This window comes from Pseudomonas sp. S36 (assembly GCF_016647875.1).
Taxonomy (GTDB): Bacteria; Pseudomonadota; Gammaproteobacteria; order Pseudomonadales; family Pseudomonadaceae; genus Aquipseudomonas; species Aquipseudomonas parafulva.
In genome coordinates this window covers 1-19608 of the sequence record NZ_JACVVG010000011.1, presented here as the reverse complement: position 1 = coordinate 19608, position 19608 = coordinate 1, and the positions used below count along the sequence as shown (strand labels likewise).

Genomic DNA, 19608 nt, shown 5'->3' with positions numbered 1-19608 from the left:
CATATGATTCAACTATGGAGGCACTGTGAAGGCATTGCAAGGCGTTGACGGACATGTGGCCTGGGTCGAAGCTGAACGCCCGGCTTGTGACGCGGGGCAAGTACGCATTCGGGTGGCTGCGGCAGGCTTGAACCGCGCCGATCTGCTGCAAATGAAGGGTTTGTACCCGCCACCGCCGGGTGCCAGCCCCTACATGGGCCTGGAGTGCGCTGGCGTGGTCGCCGAAGTGGGCGCTGGCGCCGACTGGCGTGTGGGCGACCGGGTGTGTGCCTTGCTGGCCAGCGGCGCCATGGCCGAAGAAGTGGTGGTGGATGCCCGCCATGTGCTGCCGGTGCCCGAGGGCCTGAGCCTGCACGAGGCGGCGGCGCTGCCGGAGGTGTATGCCACCGCCTGGTTGAACATCTTCCAGCTGGGGGCCGTGAAGGCCGGTGAGAAGGTGCTGGTGCACGCCGGTGCCAGTGGTGTGGGCTCGGCGGCTATCCAGCTGTGCAAGGCATTCGGCAACCCGGTGTGGGTCAGCGTTGGCTCGCAGGATCGCTTGAACCACTGCCAGGCACTGGGCGCGGCAGGCGGCGTGGTGCGTAACCAGAACCTGGATGAGCTGGAAGGCTTCGGCCCGTTCGACGTGATTCTCGACCCGGTGGGCGCCAGCTACGGCGAGCTCAATCTCAAGCTGCTGGCCCGGGATGGGCGCTGGGTGATCATCGGCGTCATGGGCGGGCGCAAGTTCGAGGTGGACCTGGCGCAGGTGCTGGGCAAGCGTGCGCAGATTACCGGGTCTACGTTGCGCAACCGGGATGACGGGTTCAAGGCCGAGCTGCTGCGCGACCTGCAACAGCAAGTGTGGCCTCTGTTCAGCGAAAGGCGCTTGTCGCCGCTGCTGGTGGATACCTACGCGGTCGAGTTCGCCCAGGCGGCGTATGCCGAGCTGGAAGGCAACCAGGTGTCGGGTAAGCTGGTGATTGTGATAGACCCGAGCCTGGTTTAAGCAGGCCAGGCCCTTCGCGGGTAAACCCGCTCTCACAGTGATTAGAGCTGCCCCCCAAATGAGTGGTCATTTGGGGGCGGGGCTGCCCGCGATGCGGCCGGTCAGCTCCAGGCCAGGACCGGCCAGCCATTGGCCTGGGCATGCTCGCGCAGCGCTGGGTCCGGGTTTACCGCGTAAGGGTGGTCCACCTTCATCAGCAAGGGCAGGTCATTGCGCGAATCGGAATAGAAACTCGCCCCTTCCAGGTTTTCCTGCTCCTGGTCCAGCCACGCCATCAGGCGGGTGATCTTGCCCTCGCGGTAGGTCAGCACACCGTGGGTGCTGCCGGTGTACACCCCGTTGTGCGCCTCCAGGTCGATCGCCAGGTACTCGTCCACCCCCAGGCGCGCCGCAATCGGCCCCACCAGGTGGTTGCCGCTGGCCGAAATGATCAATATGCGGTCACCGCGCTGGCGGTGCTCGGCAATACAGCGGCAGGCATCACCGAAGATGATCGGTTCGATCACGTCCTCCACCCACGGCTCAACCAAATGCGCGACTTCTTCCAGGGTGCGCCCGGCGATGGGTTCCAGGCTGAATGCCATGTACTCCTCCATCCGCAGGTGGCCCTTGCCGTAGGCCTCCATCAGTTGCTGGTCGCGGCGCAGAAACGCCTCGCCATCCACCCAGCCCAGGCGGGCCATCTGCTCGCTCCACAGCGACGCGCAGTCGCCATGGATGAGGGTTTCGTCCAGATCGAAAATGGCCAATGCCATGTATGAATCTCCTTAAGCCACTTCCCTTAGCGCCGTCGGGTCGATCGACACGCTCACCCGTTGGCCGTCCGCGTGCAGGTCGGCCGGTGAGCGGTTCAGCACATCGACCACCAGTTCCACCTCGCGCACCTGCACACGATAGCGGATTACGTTGCCCAGCAGGCTATGGCTGCGCACTTCGGCATCCTGCTCGCCCTGCAGGCTCAGCGTGATGGACTCGGGGCGGATCGCCAGGCGGCTGGCTACCGGGCGCTGCAGCAGGCGGCTGGCAGTGTCGGCATCAAGCAGGTTGTAGTTGCCGATAAAGCCTGCGGCAAACAGGTCGACCGGTGCGGTGTAGAGGGTTTCGGCGTCGCCGCTCTGGACGATGCGGCCCTGGTTCATCAGGAAGATGCGGTCGGACATGGTCAGCGCCTCTTCCTGGTCGTGGGTGACGAAGATGGTGGTCAGGCCAAGCTCGCGCTGGATAGCGCGAATCTGTTCGCGCAGGTGCTTGCGGATGCGCGCATCCAGGGCCGAAAGCGGTTCATCCAGCAGCAACAGGCGCGGGCGGGTGACCAGCGAGCGGGCCAGGGCCACGCGCTGGCACTGGCCACCCGAGAGCTGATGCGGGTAGCGCCCGGCAAAACTGCCCAGCTCTACCAGCTCCAGCGCCTCACGCACCCGCGCCTGGCGCTGATCGGGCTTGACCTTCTGCATGCGCAAGCCAAATGCCACGTTCTGCTCCACGGTCATATTGGGGAACAGCGCGTAGCTCTGGAACACCATGCCGATGCCACGTTTTTGCGGGCTCAACGGCACGATATCGGTGCCATCGAGCAGGATCTGCCCGCTGTCCACTGGCGTCAGGCCGGCGATGCAGCGCAGCAAGGTCGACTTGCCGCACCCGGAGGGGCCCAGCAGGGTGACGAACTCACCCTGCTCGATGTGGCAGTCGATGTTGCTGAACACCGGGTTGCCGGCATAGCTTTTTTGCAGGTTCTGTACGCTGACGAAGCTCATGTCAGGTCTTGTCCTTGTTCAGGCGGTTGGCGACCCAGGTGAGTACCAGTACGAAGGCGAAGTACGAGATCACCAGTGCGCTGTTGAAATGGCCGCTGCTGTTGCGCATGTTGTTCAGGTACACCTGCAAGGTTTCGTAGCGGGTACCCACCAGCAGGTTGGCAAACACGAACTCACCAAACAGGAACGAGAACGACAGCAGCAGCGCCACCATCAGGCCCTTGCGCAAGTTGGGCAGTACTACCAGCAAGGCTGCCTGCCAGGTACTGGCCCCCAGCAACTGGGCGGCGTCCATCAGGTCGCGCAGGTTGATGGCCTGCAGGTTGTTGGTAATGGCGCGGTACATGAAGGGCAGGGCGATGGTGAAGTAGCAGCCGATCAGGATCCACGGCGTGCCCACCATGGCCATCGGCCCACTGCCGTACAGGTTCAGCAGCCCCACGGATGACACCACGGGCGGTACTGCGAAGGGCAGCAGGATAAGTACGTTCATCAGCGCATCAAGCCGGGGGAAGTGGTAGTGCACCACGAACAGCAGCGGCAGGATGACCACCACCGAGAGCACCAGCGCGCCCACGCACACCAGCAGCGACTGGCCGAATGCGGCCAGAAAACGCGGTTCGCTCCACAATGCCACGTACCATTTGAAGGTGAGGCCGCTGGGCAGCAACGTGGCTGACCAACTGGTGGCCAGCGAGTAGAGCAGGGTGCCGGCCAGGGGCAGCAGCAGGATGAGGAACAGCAGGTAGACCACCGCACGGTGGTACCACCCGGCGTTGTTGGCTTCAGCGCGCATGGTAGCTCCGTTTCAACAGCCATTGATGCACCACCGTGACCACCGTCATCAGCCCCACCAGCACCATCGCCAGGGCGCTGGCCAGGTTGGGGTCCAGGCTGATGTCACCGGCCACCAAACCGGCAATGCGGATGGGCAGTACGTTGAAGTTGCCGGTGGTCAGGGCGTAGACGGTAGCGTAGGCGCCCAGGGCATTGGCCAGCAGGATCACGAAGGTGCCCAGCAGTGCCGGGGTAAGCACCGGCAGGCCGATATGCCGCCAGTACTGCCAGTGGCTGGCACCCAGCAGCGCCGCCGACTCGCGCCAGTCTTCACGCAGTGCGTCGAAGGCCGGGTACAGCAGCAGGACACCGAGGGGGATCTGGAAGTAGGTGTACACCAGAATCAATCCGCCCTTGGAGTAGATGCTGAAGTCCTCCAGCAGCCCAGCCTGTTTCAGCAGCAAGGTGAGCGCGCCATTGAAGCCCAGCAGGATGATGAAGGCGAACGCCAGCGGCACGCCGGCGAAGTTGCTGGTCATGTTGGCGAAGGCGCTGACGAAATCCCGCAGCCTGGAGTCCACCTGGCGCAGTGAATACGCGCCCAAGGTGGCGATGACGATGCCGAACAGGCTCGACCAGAAGCTGATTTCCAGGCTGCGCTGCAGGGCCTGCAAGTAGAACTTGGAGGCAAACACCTTGCTGAAGTTGTCCAGGCCCCAGCCTGCATCCGACTGCAGGCTGCCGATCGCCACCCAGGCCAGCGGGGCAATCTGGAAAATGACGAAGACAATGGCGAAGGGCAGCAGGCAGAGCAGGGCGAGGTAGCGACCACGGGTGCCATTGTTCACTTGAGCAGCTCCCGGCACACAGGTTTGTCGTGAGCGGCGCCAAGCAGCTCGCAGATGGTCCCGCACAGTTCGGTCTGCAGCGGTTTGGCTGCCGGGTCAAGGCTGAAGGCGTCGCCGAACACGAACAGCGGGACCTCGCGCTCTTCGGTCAGCAGCCCATTGTGCGAGCGGTCGTTGTTCATGCCATGGTCGGCGGTAACCAGCACTTGGTAACCCTCTTCGAGCCAGCCAGGCAGGTAGTCAGCCAGCAGAATGTCGACGCTGCGGGCTGCGTTACGGTACTGGCTGCTGTCCAGGCCGTGATGGTGGCCGACATCGTCGATGCTCATCGGGTGTACCAGCAGAAAATTGGGGGCGTGGCGGCGGCGCAGGTATTCACCGTCGGCCAGCAGGTGCGAATCGGGGTAGCGGTCGTCCCAGTAGAACAGGCCATGCTGGATCGGCAGCTTGGGTGCGTGGGTATGGCGGTCGCGCTGGGGGTCGAAAGGTGAGCGGTTGTACAGCTCGCTCATCCAGTGATAGGCCGCAGCCGCGGTGCCCAGGTTGGCTTCGCGGGCGTAGTGGAACACGCTGCGCTGGTTGGACAGCCGGTTGACGTTGTTGTGCACGATGCCGCTGTCGATGGGAGGCACGCCGGTAAGGATGCACTCGTACAGCGGCCGGGACAGCGACGGCAGCTCGCACTCCACCCGATAGAGCGCCGCACGGTCGGCCTCGACGTAGGCGTGCAGGTGCCCCATGGCATGGCGGGCGACCTGGAAGTTCAGGCCGTCGAGCAGGACCAGGATGACGTTGCGTTGCATGGTGACTCCAAAGGTGAACCGCGTTGGCCTCTTCGCGGGTAAACCCGCTCCCACAGGATCAACACAAGGCTACGGCCTGTGGTGCCCCAGCAGGATCAACACAAGGCCAAGGCCTGTGCTGCCCCAGCAGGATCACCACAAGGCTAAGGCCTGTGGTGCCCCAGCAGGATCAACACAAGGCCAAGGCCTGTGGTGCCCCAGCAGGATCAACACAAGGCTAAGGCCTGTGGTGCCCCAGCAGGATCAACACAAGGCCAAGACCTGTGCTGCCCCAGCAGGATCACCACAAGGCTAAGGCCTGTGCTGCCCCAGCAGGATCACCACAAGGCCAAGGCCTGTGGTGCCCCAGCAGGATCAACACAAGGCTAAAGCCGGTGTTGATCCTGTGGGAGCGGGTTTACCCGCGAAAGGGCCCGTTCAGGCGCCAGATAGCCCAGCCCCTCACTCCATCTCGATGATGACCTGCTCCTGCCACAGCTGCGGCAGCTTCTTGGAGGTGGCCTCCCAGGCATCAGCATTCTTGATCGGTTGCGCAGTCAGATACTGCTCGTTAGGCAGCAGCTTGGCCTGCACCTCAGCCGGCAGCTTCAGGTGCTCGGCGCGGATCGGCCGGGCGTAGCCGCTGGCCAGGTTGATCTGCCCGGCGTCGCTGAAGATGTACTCACGGGTCAGCTTGGCCGCATTCGGATGCTTGGCGTACTTGTTGATGATGGTGGTGTAGCCCGAGGTGACCGAGCCATCCGCAGGGATCAACACTTCAAAGCGCTTGGGGTCGATCTGGTCACGGTAGCTCAGGCCGTTGAAGTCCCATACCACGCCCACTTCCACTTCCCCCTTCTCAAGTGTCTGGATGGTCGGGTTGGCCAGCGACAGGCGCTTCTGCTGGGCCAGCTTGGTGAACAGTTGCAGGCCAGGCGCTACGTTGCTTTCGTCGCCCTTGTAGGCAATGGCGGCCGCCAGCACGCCGTTTGCAGCCTGGGCGGCCGTACCGACGTCCCCGATGGCGACTTTGTACTTGCCTTTTTCCAGGTCATGCCAGGTAGTGGGGCGGTCACCTGCCTTCACCAGGTCCTTGTTGATGATGAAGGCGATGGTACCGGTATAGGCCAGCGCCCAATGGCCGTCCTTGTCACGGGCCCACTCCGGGATCTGGTCCCAGGTGCTGGGCTTGTACGGCTGGCTCACGCCCTTGGCGATGGCGATGGGGCCGAAGGCGGCGCCAACGTCGCCGATATCGGCACTGGCGTTGTCCTTCTCGGCTTCAAACTTGGCAATTTCCTGCGCCGAACTCATGTCGGTGTCGCTGTGCTTGAGCCCGTACTTGCTGGCCAGGTCCTGCCAGGTGCCTTTCCAGTTGGCCCAGGCATCGGGCATGCCCACGCTGTTGACGGTGCCTTCCTTGCGGGCGGCTTCTTCCAGTGCCTTGAGGTCTTCTGCGGCCATGGCCGTGGTGCAGAATGCGATGGCCGAACCGAGCAGTGACGCCATGAACAACTTTTTCATCCGTAGCTCCTTGGGTGGGTGCCTGCAACCGAACGTTGTTATGAGTGAAGCCGTTGTCTGCAGCCTTTGGTCTAGGTCAGCAAACCTTGAGCCAAGGTAGGCCGCTTGCGTGACAATTTGATGTAGGGCCCGGCCTTGGTATGTTGCGGCGAACCCCTGGCACTACAGCGTAGACCAGTTCCTGCCGGCGTCCGGGCGGCCCTGGCCCGATTCTGGCAACGTCGGCGCACAGCCTGTCACAGGATGTTCATCCGCCCTGCATAGGCTTGCAGCACGTGCCAGATGCCCCGTTGTGGGGCTGGCCTAGTCCAGATAGGTAACCTTTGATGCAGCCGATGCCACCACGGGCGGTAACAGCCATCTGCCACGCCCTGCAAGAGCAGATCGAGCATGGCCTGCTGATGCCCGGCGGCAAGCTGCCGGCAGAACGCCGCCTGAGTGAGGTGTTTGCCACCACGCGCATCACCCTGCGCGAGGCCCTGGTGCAGTTGGAAGCCCGAGGGCTGATCTACCGTGAAGAACGCCGCGGCTGGTTCGTCGCCCCCCAACGCCTGACCTACGACTTGATCGAGCGCAGCCATTTTCACGCCATGGTGCGTGAACAGGGGCGGGTGGCCAGCACCGAGCTGCTGTCTGCGCGGCTGCAACCGGCTTCGGCCACTATCTGTGCGCGCCTGCAGCTGCCGCCGTTGTCCAGTGTGGTACGCATTTGCCGGCTAAGGCGGATCGACGGCAGGGCGGTACTGTATGCCGAGCACTATCTCAACCCGCAGTATTTCCCTGACGTGCTGCAGCAGGACCTGGGGCGTTCGCTAACCGAGATCTACGAGCGGGTCTACGGGCTGCGCTACGGGCAGGTGTGTTTCGAGATTCTGCCAACCGCCTTGCCCGCCGAGGCGGCCGGTGCGCTGAAAGTTTCCGTGGGCAGCCCGGGCTTGCACATCACCCGGGTCAACAGCGACCAGCACGGTCACCTGATCGACTGCGACCTCGAGTACTGGCGGCACGATGCAATCCGCATCCGTGCCCAAGCCGGCTAGCCCATGCACTTGCCAGCGGCAGTACCCTAGCTGGACGCCGCCGTGTCAGCCATGGCACCGCCACCGGCCGTCACCACCTGCACCGACAACCGCGGCGTTGCCAGGTCCAGCCCAGCCTCATCCAGCTGGCGCTTGAGCGCCAGGTTGAAGGCCCGGGATACTTCCCATTGCTTGATTGGCGCAGTCTTGAAGCGCGCCCGCAAGATCGCCGACCCCGACTCGAAACTCTCCACGCCCTGCAATTCCAGCGGGGACCAGATGTTGCGGCGCATCAGCGGGTCGCTGCGCAATTTTTGCCCCACTTCGCGGATCAGCGTGATGGCCTGGTCGATGTTCATGCTGTGCGGGATGGCCACGCGGAAGATGGCGTAGCCGAACTCGCGGGAGTAGTTCTTGATGCTCTTGATTTCACTGAACGGGATGGTGTGCACAATGCCGTCGATGTCCCGCAGGCGTACGGTACGGATGGTAAGGCCTTCCACCGTGCCCAGGTGGCCGCCTACATCCACGTAGTCGTCGATGGCCAGGGAGTCTTCGATGATGATGAACAGCCCCGTGATCAGGTCGGCGACCAGCGACTGGGCACCAAAACCGATCGCCAGGCCGATCACACCGGCACCGGCCAGCAGCGGCGTCACGTTCATGCCCATGTTGGCCAGGGCCACGATCACCGCGATGATGAAGATGAACACGAACATCACGTTGCGGATCAGCGGCATCATGGTTTGTGCACGGGCGTTGGCCAGGCCGCGGCGCGAGCGTACCAGGGCATGGTGCACGGCCGTGTCCGCCAGGATCCACACCAGCCAGGCCACGATCAGCGTGGTCGCCAGGCCCAGCAGGCGCAGGCTGATGTCATGGCCGTCACCTTCGGCAAAGCTGAGCATCGACAAGCCCCACACCCGCAGGCCCAGCTCGATGAACACCAGCCAGATGAATAGGTGCAGCAACAGGTAACCGAAGTTGCGCAGGCGCTCGGCATACACGGCCTGGCGCTTGCTGGCACGCTTGGGGTTGGCGGCATGCCGGCGTACCAGGCCGTTGAGCACCATGCACACCACCACCAGCACCGTGCACATCAGTGACTGGCGCAATGCGGTGCTGGTGTCGCCCGCCGACACGAAGGTGGCGAACAGCGAGATGGCCACCAGGATCAGCGCGGGCACGAACCAGAAGCTGCCCAGAATCTCGATGGTGTCGCTGAGGGTGCGCCGGGTAAGGCGGCGCGACAGCGGCTGGTTGCGGATCAGGTGAGCGATAGGCCGGCGGAAACGCAGGATGAACAAGCCGGTGCATACCGCTGCCACCACGTTGGCCAGCGTGGCCACGCCATGGGCCAGGTGCGTGCCCAGCGCTGCCGTGAGCCGTGGGTCGCCCATGGCTTCGCCGAAGGCGGCAAAGCTGCCGATCATCCACAACGGGCGGAAGGCGCGGTGCCGCAGGATGTGCAGGGCACGGTGGCGGTGCGGGCCATCCAGCAGCGAGAAGGCGATCACGCAGATCGCCGAGAAGCAGGTACCCACCACCAAGGCATAGGCCAGCACCATGGCCAGCGACTTGCCCAGTGACGGGGGCAGCACGAAGCTCAGGTACACGGTGAACACCAGTGCCACCAGCCACGGGCCAAGCTTGCGCAGGGCAAAGCGCACCAGGTCCCAGGTACGTGGGTGCTGTGGCAGTTCCTCGCTCAGCCCAAAGCGCAGGCGAACCCGGTGGCCCACCCAGTTGAAGGCGAAGGCAAGCACGCTCCATACCGCAATCACCGCAGCAAAGCCGAACAGAATGGCCGGCCATTGGTGCACCGGCACCACCAGTTCGGCCAGCTCCGCCTTGGCCTGCTCGATCTCCAGGCCCCAGCGCTGGAACGGGCTGGCGTCGCCGCTGAACTGCGCCTCGAAATCATGCAGGGCGCCCCCGATCAGGCCGAGCACCCCTTGCTCGACACTGGGCTGGGATTGCCGTGTGGCGTCGCGCAGCTTTTTCAGGTCGGCCAGCAGCTTGGCCCGCTGCTGGTCGTTTTCAAGGTTCTTGATCACCTCGTCCAGCGACTTGCCCAGCGGCTCGGTGGCCTGGGGTTGCGCAGGGGCGCTGCCACCGAGCAGGCCGGGCAGACCCGCGGCGTGGGCCGTGGTGAAAGACAGCAGAAGCAACAGCAGCAGGTAACGCAGAAGGGCAGGCACTGGCAAATCTACCTCAGGTCAAACGATTGACCGAGTGTAGAGGTTTATGTCGGCAGTTTCTCCAGGATCTTCCAGCAGGTCAGGCCAAAGATGCCCAGTGTGCCCAGCCACATCATCAGCACGCCGACGTTACGCTCGCGCATGCCGAAGCCGAGGGTGAGCAACAGCAGAAAAACACAGACAGGCAGGAAGAGGGACAGAAACGGTGACATGGGCGACGATCCTTGTGCAGTGAAACCTTGAAGCAAGCATAGCGCGTTACCGCCCAGGCGGGTTGACCCCGGGCATGCCCAAGCCAGAAGCCCGGGCACGCCCAGTGCAGGTCAAGGCAGTTCGCGGCTACGGTAGAACGCTGTGAGTACTTTCACCAGGTGCGCCAGGTCGTGGCTGCCGCACAGTTCCCTGATCGAGTGCATGGCGAAGGTTGGCAGGCCGATGTCCACCGTGCGCACGCCCAGGTGGCTGGCTGCAATCGGCCCGATGGTAGAGCCGCAGCCCATGTCGCTGCGCACCACGAAGCTTTGCACCGGCACTTCCTCGGCCATGCACAGGTGGCGGAAGAACCCGGCGGTTTCGCTGTTGGTGGCGTAGCGCTGGTTGTTGTTCACCTTGATCACCGGCCCGGCGTTCAGCTTGGGGCCGTGATTGCCGTCGTGCTTGTCGGCGTAGTTGGGGTGTACGCCATGGGCGTTGTCGGCCGACACCATCAGCGAGCGCTGGATAGTGCGCACATAGGCGTCGCCGTCAGGCAGCAGGCGCTGCAGGGTCTGCTCCAGCATCGGGCCATCGGCGCCACAGGCCGAGCTGCTGCCCACTTCTTCGTGGTCGTTGCACACCAGCACGCAGGTTTCATCGCTGTCGGCGGACAGCAGCGCCTGTAGCCCGGCGTAGCACGACAACAGGTTGTCCAGCCGTGCGCCGGCAATGAAATCACCCTGCAACCCCACCTGGGCAGCGGCCTGGGTGTCGTAGAAGCTCAGCTCGTAGTCCAGCACCACATCTGCGTTCAGTTGGTGTTCGCGGGCCAGTTGCTCGGTGAGCACGGCGCGGAAATCGAGGCGCTCATCGCCGGCCACCTGGGCCAGGATCGGTGGCAGCTCGTTCTGCGGGTTGATGGCCCAGCCTTCATTGGCCCCACGGTTAAGGTGAATGGCCAGGTTGGGGATCACCGCAATCGGCAGCGCGAAGTCGATCAGCTGGCTTTCGACCTTGCCGTCACGGCGATAGGTAACGCGCCCGGCCAGCGACAGGTCGCGGTCGAACCACGGCGCCAGCAGGGCACCGCCGTACACCTCCACGCCCAGTTGCAAAAAGCCCTGGCGTTGCAGCTCTGGCTGCGGCTTTACCCGCAGGCAGGGGCTGTCGGTGTGGGCGCCGACCATGCGGATACCGTTGAGCAGCGGCGACTGTTTGCCCAGTTGGATGGCGATGATCGACGAGTCGTTGCGGGTGACGTAGTAGCGCCCACCGGGTACCACCGCCCAGCTGTCGCGCTCATCCAGGCGCTGATAGCCGCCCGCCTCGAGGCGCTGGGCCAGGCTGGCAGTGGCATGGAATGGGGTAGGGGAGGCCTTCAGAAATTCGATAAGGCCTGAGTTCAGTACATCGCGCATGGCTTACTCCGGGTCAAGCGGCTGGCAGCAAGCTGCAAGCTTCAATAAAAACCCGCTCAGGGGCAAGCCCCAGGCGGCCTGCCGTGTGTTCACCGGCCGTTCAGAAAGGGGCGGGGCACTCGAACTTCAACCGCTGCCCGGATACCGGGTGGGTAAAGCTCAGCATCGAGGCGTGCAGGCATAGCCGCGGGTGGGCTGCCAGGGCTTCGGGGTTGGCGTACAGGCGGTCGCCCAGCAGCGGGTGGCCGATGGACAACATATGCACCCGCAACTGATGGGAGCGGCCGGTGATGGGCGTCAGTTCCACACGGCAGTGGTCGCCGCAGCGTTCGAGGATGCGCCAGAACGTCAGGGCATGCTTGCCTTGCTCATGGTCAACTACGTGGCGGGGCTTGGTAGGCGGGTCGTAGCGCAGCGGCAGGTCGATGCTGCCGCTGTCCAGTGTCGGCTGGCCCCAGCACAGTGCGGTGTAGGCTTTTTCGGTTTCCCGGTCATGGAACTGACGCGACAGCTCGCGGTGGCTGTCGGCATCGCGGGCCAGCAGGATGATGCCGGAGGTTTCCCAGTCCAGGCGGTGCACGATCAGCGCATCGGGGTAGCCGTTTTCCTGCAGGCGGGTGATCAGGCAATCCTTGTTGTCATCCGCCCGGCCGGGCACGGACAGCAGCAGGGTGGGTTTGTTGATCACCAGGATGGCGGCGTCTTCGTGCAGGATCTGGATAGTGGACAGCGGCATTGCGTGGTCTCGGTTGAATCGGTGAAAAGCAGTGGGGCCGCTGTGCGGCCCATCGCCGGCAAACCGAGCCCCACAGGCATGTGCATGACCTGCAAGAGCCGGTTTGCCGGCGACGGGCTGCAAAGCAGCCCCAATAACCCACTCCTGCTCGCGGTATCAGCGATCAGGCAGGGTGATGTTCAGCTCCAGAATCGAGCAACTTCCCTGGTTTTCCAATTCGATGTGCACGTCATCGTTGCCGATGTTCACGTACTTGCGAATGACTTCCAGCAGTTCTCTTTGCAACTCCGGCAGGTAGTCCGGTTCGCTGCGTTGGCCGCGCTCGTGCGCCACGATGATCTGTAGACGCTCTTTCGCCACCGACGCGCTGGTCTGTTTTTGTCTGCCACGAAAGAAGTCAAAAAGGTTCATGGTTTATTTGCTCCCGAAAATGCGCTCGAAGAATCCCTTCTTCTGTACATCGATGAAGCGCATCGGCTTCTCTTTGCCCAGCAGGCGGTCTACCGCGTCGCTGTAGGCCTGGCCGGCATCGCTCTGGTCGTCGAGAATAACCGGGATACCTTGGTTGGATGCCTTGAGCACCGCCTGCGATTCCGGGATCACGCCCTTGAGCTTGATCGACAGGATTTCTTCGACGTCGGCCACGCTCAGCATTTCGCCCTTTACCACGCGCTCTGGGTGGTAACGGGTGATCAGCAGGTGTTCCTTGATCGGCTCTTCGCCGTTTTCGGAGCGGCGCGACTTGCTCGACAGAATGCCCAGCATGCGGTCGGAGTCACGTACCGAAGACACCTCAGGGTTGGTGACCACAATGGCTTCATCGGCGAAGTACATGGCCAGGTGGGCACCTTTCTCGATGCCGGCCGGCGAATCGCAGATCACGTACTCGAACTGTTCTTTCAGTTCCATCAGTACCTTTTCAACGCCTTCCTGGGTGAGGGCGTCCTTGTCACGCGTCTGGCTGGCGGCCAGCACGTACAGGTTCTCCAGGCGCTTGTCCTTGATCAGGGCTTGCTGCAGGTTGGCTTCGCCGTTGACGACGTTGACGAAGTCGTACACCACGCGGCGTTCACAGCCCATGATCAGGTCGAGGTTACGCAGCCCCACGTCGAAGTCGACGATGACGGTCTTGTGGCCACGCAGTGCGAGGCCGGTACCAATGGCGGCGCTGGTGGTGGTCTTGCCCACACCCCCTTTGCCGGAAGTAACCACGAGAATTTTGGCCAAGGTGTTTCACCCCTAAAATGATCGGGACGCAAGTCCCTGCAAATAACTGAAATAACGGCAACGGTAAAAAGTTGCGCTAAAAATGCTGGCAAGTATCCGTTAAAGACGGGTGATGTTCAACACGTCGCCAGACAGGCTGATTTGCACGCCGGTGCCCCACAGCGGGTCGCGACGCAAGTCTTCGCAGACTTTGTACTGGCCGGCGATGGAAACCATCTCGGCGGTCATTTGCTGGCAGAAGATACGCGCCTTGGTATTGCCCTTGATACCGGCCAGGGCCCGGCCGCGCATGGCGCCGTACACATGGATGTTGCCATCGGCCAGAAGTTCCGCACCCGGGCTGACCGAGGTGGTCACCACCAGGTCGCCGCCCTGGGCGTAGATCTGCTGGCCGCCGCGCACCGGCGAGGTGATGATGCGGGTGGGCCGCACCTCAGGCTCCACCACCGGTGGCGGGGTGGGCGCAGGCTCTGGCTTGCGCACTTCCGGCTCAGGCTCCAGTGGCCGTTCGCGGGCACCGGACGGCGGCAGCACAGGCAGGTCGATGGCAATGGCGGCCGCAATGTCCTCGATGCGATTGGCGCGGATGGCCAAGGTACGCAGGCCGTGATGACGGCAGATCCGCATCAAGCCGGGCAGGTCGATTGCGCCTTCGCCAGCCGGCAGCTTGTCCAGCGCCAGCACCAGCGGCGTGTTGCTGAAGAAGTTGGGTGCCTGGGCGACCTTGGCTGCCAGTTGGCGGTCAAGGGCTTCAAGGTCATTGCGCGCCAGTTCCAGTACGGTGATGGCGAGCATGCTGCCCTTGAGCTGGAACACGGAGGCGGTGTCGGGTGTGTGGTTTTGGCTCATGGTCTGCATAGACGGCTTGTTGCGGAAAAAGTGCCCTGACTTATAACGATAAGACCGGTTGCCCGCAACTTGTGCTGATCCGTTGTAGAATGCGCGGCCTTTGTCTTACCGGAAGCTTCAATGGAACGCCCGCGTTTTCGCCCCTATTTCCTTCACCCCAAGTTCTGGGGCCTGTGGCTGGGCCTGGGCCTGTTGTGGCTGGTGGTTCAGTTGCCGTACAAGGTGTTGCTCAAGCTGGGTGCCGCGCTGGGTGCGGTCATGTATCGCTTTGCCGGCGAGCGCCGCCGTATTGCCGCGCGCAACCTGGAGCTGTGTTTCCCCGAGCTGTCGGCTGACGAACGGCAGCGCCTGCTCAAGGCCAATTTCGCTTCCACCGGCATTGCCTTCTTCGAAATGGCCATGAGCTGGTGGTGGCCCAAGGCCCGGCTGGCGCGCCTGGCCCACGTCGAGGGCCTTGAACACTTGCAGGCGGCGCATCAGGCCGGCCAGGGCGCCATCCTGATGGCGGTGCATTTCACCACCCTGGAAATCGGCGCGGCGTTGCTCGGCCAGCAGCACACCATCGATGGCATGTACCGCGAGCATGGCAATGCGCTGTTCGACTTCATCCAGCGCAGCGGCCGTGAGCGCCATAACCTCGATTCACTGGCCGTGGAGCGCGAGGACGTGCGCGGCATGCTCAAGCTGCTGCGGGCAGGCCGCGCCATCTGGTACGCTCCTGACCAGGACTATGGCGCCAAGCAAAGTGTTTTCGTGCCGCTGTTCGGCATCCCGGCCGCCACGGTAACCGCCACCACCAAGTTCGCCCGTCTGGGCAGGGCGCAGGTGATTCCGTTCACGCAAAAACGCCTGGAGGACGGCAGTGGTTACCGCCTGGTGATCCACCCGCCGCTGGCGGGCTTCCCGGGTGAAAGCGAAGAGGCCGACTGCCTGCGCATCAACCAGTGGGTGGAGGGGGTGTTGCGCGAGTGCCCGGAGCAGTACCTGTGGGCACACCGCCGGTTCAAGTCACGCCCGGAAGGGGCGCCCCGGCTGTACGACAAGAAAAGCCGTTGACGGGTGTTGCGCCACTGCCCAGCGGGCGGCAGTGGCGCAGCGGTTTCAGTCGGCGATCTGCAGCTTGCGCGACTGGGTATACACGTAGCGCACTTTCTCGTATTCGAACGGCGAGTTTAGCTGGCCATAGCGGAAGTTGGTGGTGTAGCGCTTGTCCACCACGCGCAGGGCGAAGATTTCCGGGTGCTTCTTGCTGGTATCGGCCACGTCCAGGTAGTTGACGGCCTGTTCGCCGGCATAGTCCACCACCAGCCCGGTGGTATCCCGCAGGTTGGACGGGCCCAGCAGTGGCAGCACCAGGTACGGGCCTTCCGGCACGCCGTAGAAGCCCAGCGTCTGGCCAAAGTCTTCGCTCTGGCGCGGCAGCCCCATGCGGGTGGCCGGGTCCCACAGCCCGCCCACGCCAATGATGGTGTTGAACATCAGGCGGGCGGTGATTTCTGCCGAGCGCTTGGCCTTCAACTGCAGCACGCTGTTGAACAGGTTGGGCACATCGCCCAGGTTGTTGAAGAAGTTGGTCACGCCACTGCGCACGAAGCGCGGGGTGATGTACTGGTAACCGTTGACCAGCGGCAGCAGCACCCATTGGTCCAGCCGGTAGTTGAAGTGGTACACGCGCCGGTTCACCGACTCCAGCGGGTCGTACACGTTCAATGCCTCCAGGGTGGAGCGCTCGAACTCGCGCTGGTCCAGCCCCGGGTTGAATTTCAGCTCGCGCAGCGGGTCGAGAAAGCCGTCTGCCTCTGGGACCAGGGGCGCGGTGCCGATTACCTGCGGGTCGCCCTCGACCACGCTGGCCCGTGGGGCGGTTTCTGCGGCCAGGGTATGGCCTGCGGCCAGCAGCGCCGCGGCAAAGAGGAGTTTGTTAACCACGGAAGAACTCCAGCATGGCGTCACTGTTGACGCGATAGTTGAGGTTGCCGCAATGGCCGCCATGGGGGTAGAGGGTCAGGCGGTCGCCGAACACCTTGCGCAGGAAGCCGATGTCGCCTGGGCCCAGGATGACGTCGTCGGCGTTGTGCATCACGGCGATCTTCTTGCTGTTTTGCAGGTAGTCCTTGAGCGCGTACAGGCTCACCTGGTTGGTCAGTTCCAGAATGGTGCCGCCACCAGTGCGCGCCCGCCACATGGGGATGACCTGCTCGGTCATGTAGCAGTCGAAGTCACACTGCAGGGCCCGCTTGAAATAGGGCGTGAGGCTGGTGCCTTCGGTGATCGGCTGTTTGGGCGGGATGATCAGGCCGCGGCGGTTGATCAGGTCGGAGGTAAAGGCGATGTCGGCCGCCGAGAAGCGGAACGAAGTACCGATCAACATGGCCATCTGTTCGTTGGACAGGTGCTGACGGGACTGCTGGAAGTCGTACAGCAAGGCCTCGTTGAGGTCGATGTAGCCTTTTTCCTGGAAGTAACGGGTAAGTTTTTCCAGCATCAGCTCGTAGAAGGTGGTGCTGCGGTCAATGCCTTTCACCTGGGTCTGCACCAGTTTGTCCAGGTTGTTGATGGACGTGTACAGGTTCACCGGCGGGTTCAGCAGCAGCACGCGCTTGAAGTTGAAGCTGCGGCGGGTTTCGTCCAGGTGGCTGACGAACGCGGCATCCAGTGCACCGAGGCTGTACCCCGTGAGGTAGAAGTCGGTGACCGGCAGCCGTGCATGCTGGGCCCGGACTGCCTGCATCACGCGGTACATGTCCTGGGCATCATCCTGGCTGATGCCGGGGGTGGCGAAGCGCGAGGCAGCGCTGATGAAGTCGAAGCTGGTGGGTGACGACAGCTGCACCACGTGGAAACCGGCCTGGTAGAACAGCTTCTTGAGGTATTCGTTGATGCTGCTGCTGTAGGATGCCCCGGTGCCGGCGATGATGAAAATCAACGGCGCGGCGTGGTCCTGGCGAGCCAGGCGGTATTTGAGCTTTTTCACCGCCCAGAAGTTGTCGGGCAGGGTGAATTCGCGCTCTGGGCGCAGGGTGAGGCTGTAGTCGGACTGGTCGATTTCATCGTCGCTGGGCAGCATCGGGCGCTGGTCTGGCGGCGTGGTGGCGATGGTCGCCTCGAACGGGTTGGTCAAGGGGTAGCCATAGCTCGCGGCGTCGATATCCCGCGCAGAAGCGGCCACAGCCATGAGCAAGCTGCCGAGAACGGCAGCGAGGCGCATAAATCGAAGCATGTAATCCCCCAAAAGAACGCAAGGTGGCGCGTGTGCAGGCTAGGACCACGGCGCCCCAGGCAAAGTTGCCGGGCGTGATGGCCTTTGGTGTACCTGTTATCTGCAACATAGCTGCAGGCCTGGCATTTTGCCTTGAAATGGGCCCTGCGCCATCATGCGCGTTTTCTATGACCACTGCTGGAGAGATGGATGACGCGTACATGGCCGGCTGTATTGACGGTGTTGTTTGTCGGGCTGTGGCTTGCGGCCAGCTATGGCGTGCGCTACGGGCTGATGGAGGACGGGCAGTGGGTGGGCCTGTGCACGCAGCCTGCGGCGTACTGGCAATGTGAGGTGCGCGCGTTGCTGGGGCTGGGCATTCACTATCAGGTACTGGCCTGGGGTGGGTTGGCGTTGGCGCTGCTGGGGCTGGTGGTGCGCGGGCGTGCTGGCGCCTGGCTGGCCGGCTTGGCCCTGGTGTTCGCGGTGCCGGCGTTGGTGCTGTATACCGCCAGCATTGCGGTGTTCGCGTTGGTGCTGGCGGGGTTGCGGTTGGTGCGGTAGCGAGCCTGGGCGGTTACCGGGCGATACGCAGGCTGCGCCACAGGGCCGCCGTCATCAGCACGCTCACGGCCGCCCAAACCCAGGCTTGCTGGTTGTGAGCGCCCTCTATGAACAGTTGTGGCACTACACCGGCACCCACGATGCACGCCAGCAGCGTCACTTCGCGGCGCCGGACCGGCACTGGCCGCAGCACATAAACCAGCGCCGGTAGCGCCAGTGCGGCGCTGGGGAAGCTGCGGTAGCGCGGGTCGAACACCATCGCCAGCATGCTCACCGCTGCCGCAACGCCGGCCGCCAGTAGCACCCTGCCTGCCTGCGCCTGCAACCCGGCGAACAGCCGCTGGCGCCAGCCGGCCCGTTGCGCCAGTGCCAGGGCCGCGTGGGCCAACACCAGAAGGTTCAGCCCCGCCAGCAGCACGGCCCATACCCATTCCGAAGCGAACCGCGCATGGGTGCGCATCAGCTCACCCCACAGCCCCAGGCAACCCGCGCCAAATGCGGCCAGCAACGGCAGCGCGACGGCGGCCTGTGTGCCGCTGGGCCGCCCGGCCAGTAGCAACATCAGCCCCATCAGCACGGCGCTGGCCACCCACCATTGGGGCCAATCGGGCAGGTTGCTGACTGGCCCCTCCAGCACGCCCTTGTCCAGGCGGTTGGCGTCATACAGCCCCCAGTAGCCGCCAACAGCGCCTTCGTTGGCGCGCTTCCAGGGCTGATCGAACGCTTCGATCAGGTTATAGCGCCAGCCGTTCTGCTCGGCCATGGCAACGAACCCGCGGATGAAGCGGGCCTCGTTGACCCGGCTGGGTACTGCTGTTTCGCGCTGGCGCCCCTCGCTGGGCCAGCCGGTTTCACCAATCAGGATGCCCTTCGGCGCGAACCGCAGGCCAAATTGCCGGCGTACGTCGGCCACATGGGCCAAGGCATCATCAATGCCACGGGGGTTGTCTTCCCAATAGGGCAGCAGGTGAATGGTAAGAAAGTCCACCACCGGTGCCACTTCAGGGTGCTGTAACCAGAAATCCCAGACATCGGCATAGGTAACAGGCACCTGCACCCGGCTTTTTACCCGGGTGATCAATTCTGCCAGCCGTGTGCCGGTGATCTCCTTGCGCAGCAGGGTCTCGTTGCCCACGATCACCGCGCTCACCACATCCGGGTTGGCATTGGCGGCGGCGATCAGCAGTGCGATCTCCTTGTCGGTGTCGGCGGGGTGGGCGTTGACCCAGGCACCCAGCATCACCTTCAGCCCATGCTTGCGCGCCAGCGCCGGGATGGCTTCAAGACCGCTCATGGAATAGGTGCGGATGCACTGAAAACGCTCAGCCAGCAGCGCCAGGTCCGCATCCATGCGTGCCGGGCGCAGGCGAAACGGCTGGTCGTAGGGCGACTGGTCTTTGTCGAAAGGGGTATAGGAGGCGCACTGCAACTTGTGCGCAGGGCCGGCAGCGTCAGGTAACTGCACAGGCTTGCCCAGCCCGTACCAGAGCCCGCCCAGCCCGCCGAGGCCCCGGAGGCAGGCGA

The 19608-nt window shown here is 63.6% G+C and carries 20 protein-coding genes; 4 read left to right on the top strand and 16 right to left on the bottom strand.

Annotated features, from left to right (window positions below):
* Nucleotides 1–25: 25 nt before the first annotated feature.
* A complete protein-coding gene (locus tag IAE36_RS08575; RefSeq protein ID WP_201211843.1) occupies nt 26–988 on the top strand; it encodes an NAD(P)H-quinone oxidoreductase in 963 nt (320 codons plus the stop codon).
* Between the two features lie 101 nt (nt 989–1089).
* Here the strand turns inward: IAE36_RS08575 and IAE36_RS08570 are convergent, their stop codons facing one another.
* From IAE36_RS08570 to IAE36_RS08545, 6 genes are all read right to left on the bottom strand, one after another.
* Nucleotides 1090–1743 carry an HAD family hydrolase gene (locus tag IAE36_RS08570; RefSeq protein WP_201211841.1) on the bottom strand — a complete coding sequence of 218 codons (654 nt, stop codon included), beginning with the start codon at nt 1741–1743 and terminating at the stop codon, nt 1090–1092.
* Between the two features lie 12 nt (nt 1744–1755).
* The gene (locus tag IAE36_RS08565; protein WP_201211818.1) at nt 1756–2745 is read right to left on the bottom strand and encodes an ABC transporter ATP-binding protein; all 990 of its coding nucleotides are present in this window, start codon (nt 2743–2745) and stop codon (nt 1756–1758) included.
* A gap of 1 nt (nt 2746) precedes the next feature.
* A complete protein-coding gene (locus IAE36_RS08560; protein WP_177331189.1) occupies nt 2747–3541 on the bottom strand; it encodes an ABC transporter permease in 795 nt (264 codons plus the stop codon).
* Entirely contained in the window at nt 3531–4370 is an 840-nt protein-coding gene (locus tag IAE36_RS08555) for an ABC transporter permease (RefSeq protein WP_201211816.1), read from the bottom strand. The genes IAE36_RS08560 and IAE36_RS08555 overlap by 11 nt, the downstream gene beginning before the upstream one ends.
* Entirely contained in the window at nt 4367–5173 is an 807-nt protein-coding gene (locus tag IAE36_RS08550) for an alkaline phosphatase family protein (RefSeq protein ID WP_060482543.1), read from the bottom strand. The genes IAE36_RS08555 and IAE36_RS08550 overlap by 4 nt, the downstream gene beginning before the upstream one ends.
* Nucleotides 5174–5614: 441 nt before the next feature.
* The gene (locus tag IAE36_RS08545; RefSeq protein ID WP_201211814.1) at nt 5615–6676 is read right to left on the bottom strand and encodes an ABC transporter substrate-binding protein; all 1062 of its coding nucleotides are present in this window, start codon (nt 6674–6676) and stop codon (nt 5615–5617) included.
* 326 nt (nt 6677–7002) lie between these two features.
* On the opposite strand from IAE36_RS08545, the gene IAE36_RS08540 reads away from it, so the two are divergent.
* Nucleotides 7003–7716, top strand: a complete 714-nt coding sequence (locus tag IAE36_RS08540; protein WP_201211812.1) for a UTRA domain-containing protein — start codon at nt 7003–7005, stop codon at nt 7714–7716.
* 26 nt (nt 7717–7742) lie between these two features.
* On the opposite strand, the gene IAE36_RS08535 is transcribed toward IAE36_RS08540, so the two are convergent.
* The 7 genes from IAE36_RS08535 to minC form a co-directional block, all read right to left on the bottom strand.
* On the bottom strand, nt 7743–9896 hold the full coding sequence (locus tag IAE36_RS08535) for a mechanosensitive ion channel family protein (RefSeq protein WP_201211810.1): 2154 nt from the start codon (nt 9894–9896) through the stop codon (nt 7743–7745).
* Between the two features lie 44 nt (nt 9897–9940).
* On the bottom strand, nt 9941–10108 hold the full coding sequence (locus IAE36_RS08530) for a hypothetical protein (protein ID WP_169338822.1): 168 nt from the start codon (nt 10106–10108) through the stop codon (nt 9941–9943).
* Nucleotides 10109–10219: 111 nt separating this feature from the next.
* A complete protein-coding gene (locus IAE36_RS08525) occupies nt 10220–11509 on the bottom strand; it encodes a M18 family aminopeptidase (protein ID WP_201211809.1) in 1290 nt (429 codons plus the stop codon).
* 100 nt (nt 11510–11609) lie between these two features.
* Nucleotides 11610–12245 carry an RluA family pseudouridine synthase gene (locus IAE36_RS08520; protein WP_060482541.1) on the bottom strand — a complete coding sequence of 212 codons (636 nt, stop codon included), beginning with the start codon at nt 12243–12245 and terminating at the stop codon, nt 11610–11612.
* Nucleotides 12246–12401: 156 nt separating this feature from the next.
* A complete protein-coding gene (minE, locus tag IAE36_RS08515; protein ID WP_028634666.1) occupies nt 12402–12656 on the bottom strand; it encodes a cell division topological specificity factor MinE in 255 nt (84 codons plus the stop codon).
* Nucleotides 12657–12659: 3 nt separating this feature from the next.
* Nucleotides 12660–13472 carry a septum site-determining protein MinD gene (gene minD / locus IAE36_RS08510; protein WP_028634667.1) on the bottom strand — a complete coding sequence of 271 codons (813 nt, stop codon included), beginning with the start codon at nt 13470–13472 and terminating at the stop codon, nt 12660–12662.
* A gap of 99 nt (nt 13473–13571) precedes the next feature.
* Nucleotides 13572–14330, bottom strand: a complete 759-nt coding sequence (gene minC / locus IAE36_RS08505) for a septum site-determining protein MinC (RefSeq protein ID WP_028634668.1) — start codon at nt 14328–14330, stop codon at nt 13572–13574.
* Between the two features lie 111 nt (nt 14331–14441).
* Here minC and IAE36_RS08500 point away from each other — a divergent pair, with 111 nt between their 5' ends.
* A complete protein-coding gene (locus IAE36_RS08500; protein ID WP_201211807.1) occupies nt 14442–15377 on the top strand; it encodes a lipid A biosynthesis lauroyl acyltransferase in 936 nt (311 codons plus the stop codon).
* Nucleotides 15378–15422: 45 nt separating this feature from the next.
* Here IAE36_RS08500 and IAE36_RS08495 read toward each other — a convergent pair whose 3' ends face one another.
* Both IAE36_RS08495 and IAE36_RS08490 read right to left on the bottom strand, forming a co-directional pair.
* Nucleotides 15423–16250 carry an MlaA family lipoprotein gene (locus tag IAE36_RS08495; RefSeq protein WP_082428327.1) on the bottom strand — a complete coding sequence of 276 codons (828 nt, stop codon included), beginning with the start codon at nt 16248–16250 and terminating at the stop codon, nt 15423–15425.
* Nucleotides 16243–17541 carry a serine/threonine protein kinase gene (locus IAE36_RS08490; RefSeq protein ID WP_028634671.1) on the bottom strand — a complete coding sequence of 433 codons (1299 nt, stop codon included), beginning with the start codon at nt 17539–17541 and terminating at the stop codon, nt 16243–16245. Before IAE36_RS08490 ends, IAE36_RS08495 begins: the two co-directional genes overlap by 8 nt.
* Before the next feature lie 189 nt (nt 17542–17730).
* Between IAE36_RS08490 and IAE36_RS08485 the strand changes: the two genes are divergently transcribed.
* Nucleotides 17731–18084 carry a hypothetical protein gene (locus IAE36_RS08485; RefSeq protein ID WP_201211805.1) on the top strand — a complete coding sequence of 118 codons (354 nt, stop codon included), beginning with the start codon at nt 17731–17733 and terminating at the stop codon, nt 18082–18084.
* Between the two features lie 13 nt (nt 18085–18097).
* Here the strand turns inward: IAE36_RS08485 and IAE36_RS08480 are convergent.
* Nucleotides 18098–19608 (bottom strand): glycoside hydrolase family 17 protein (locus IAE36_RS08480; protein ID WP_201211803.1); only part of this gene is annotated, 1511 nt, incomplete at its 5' end.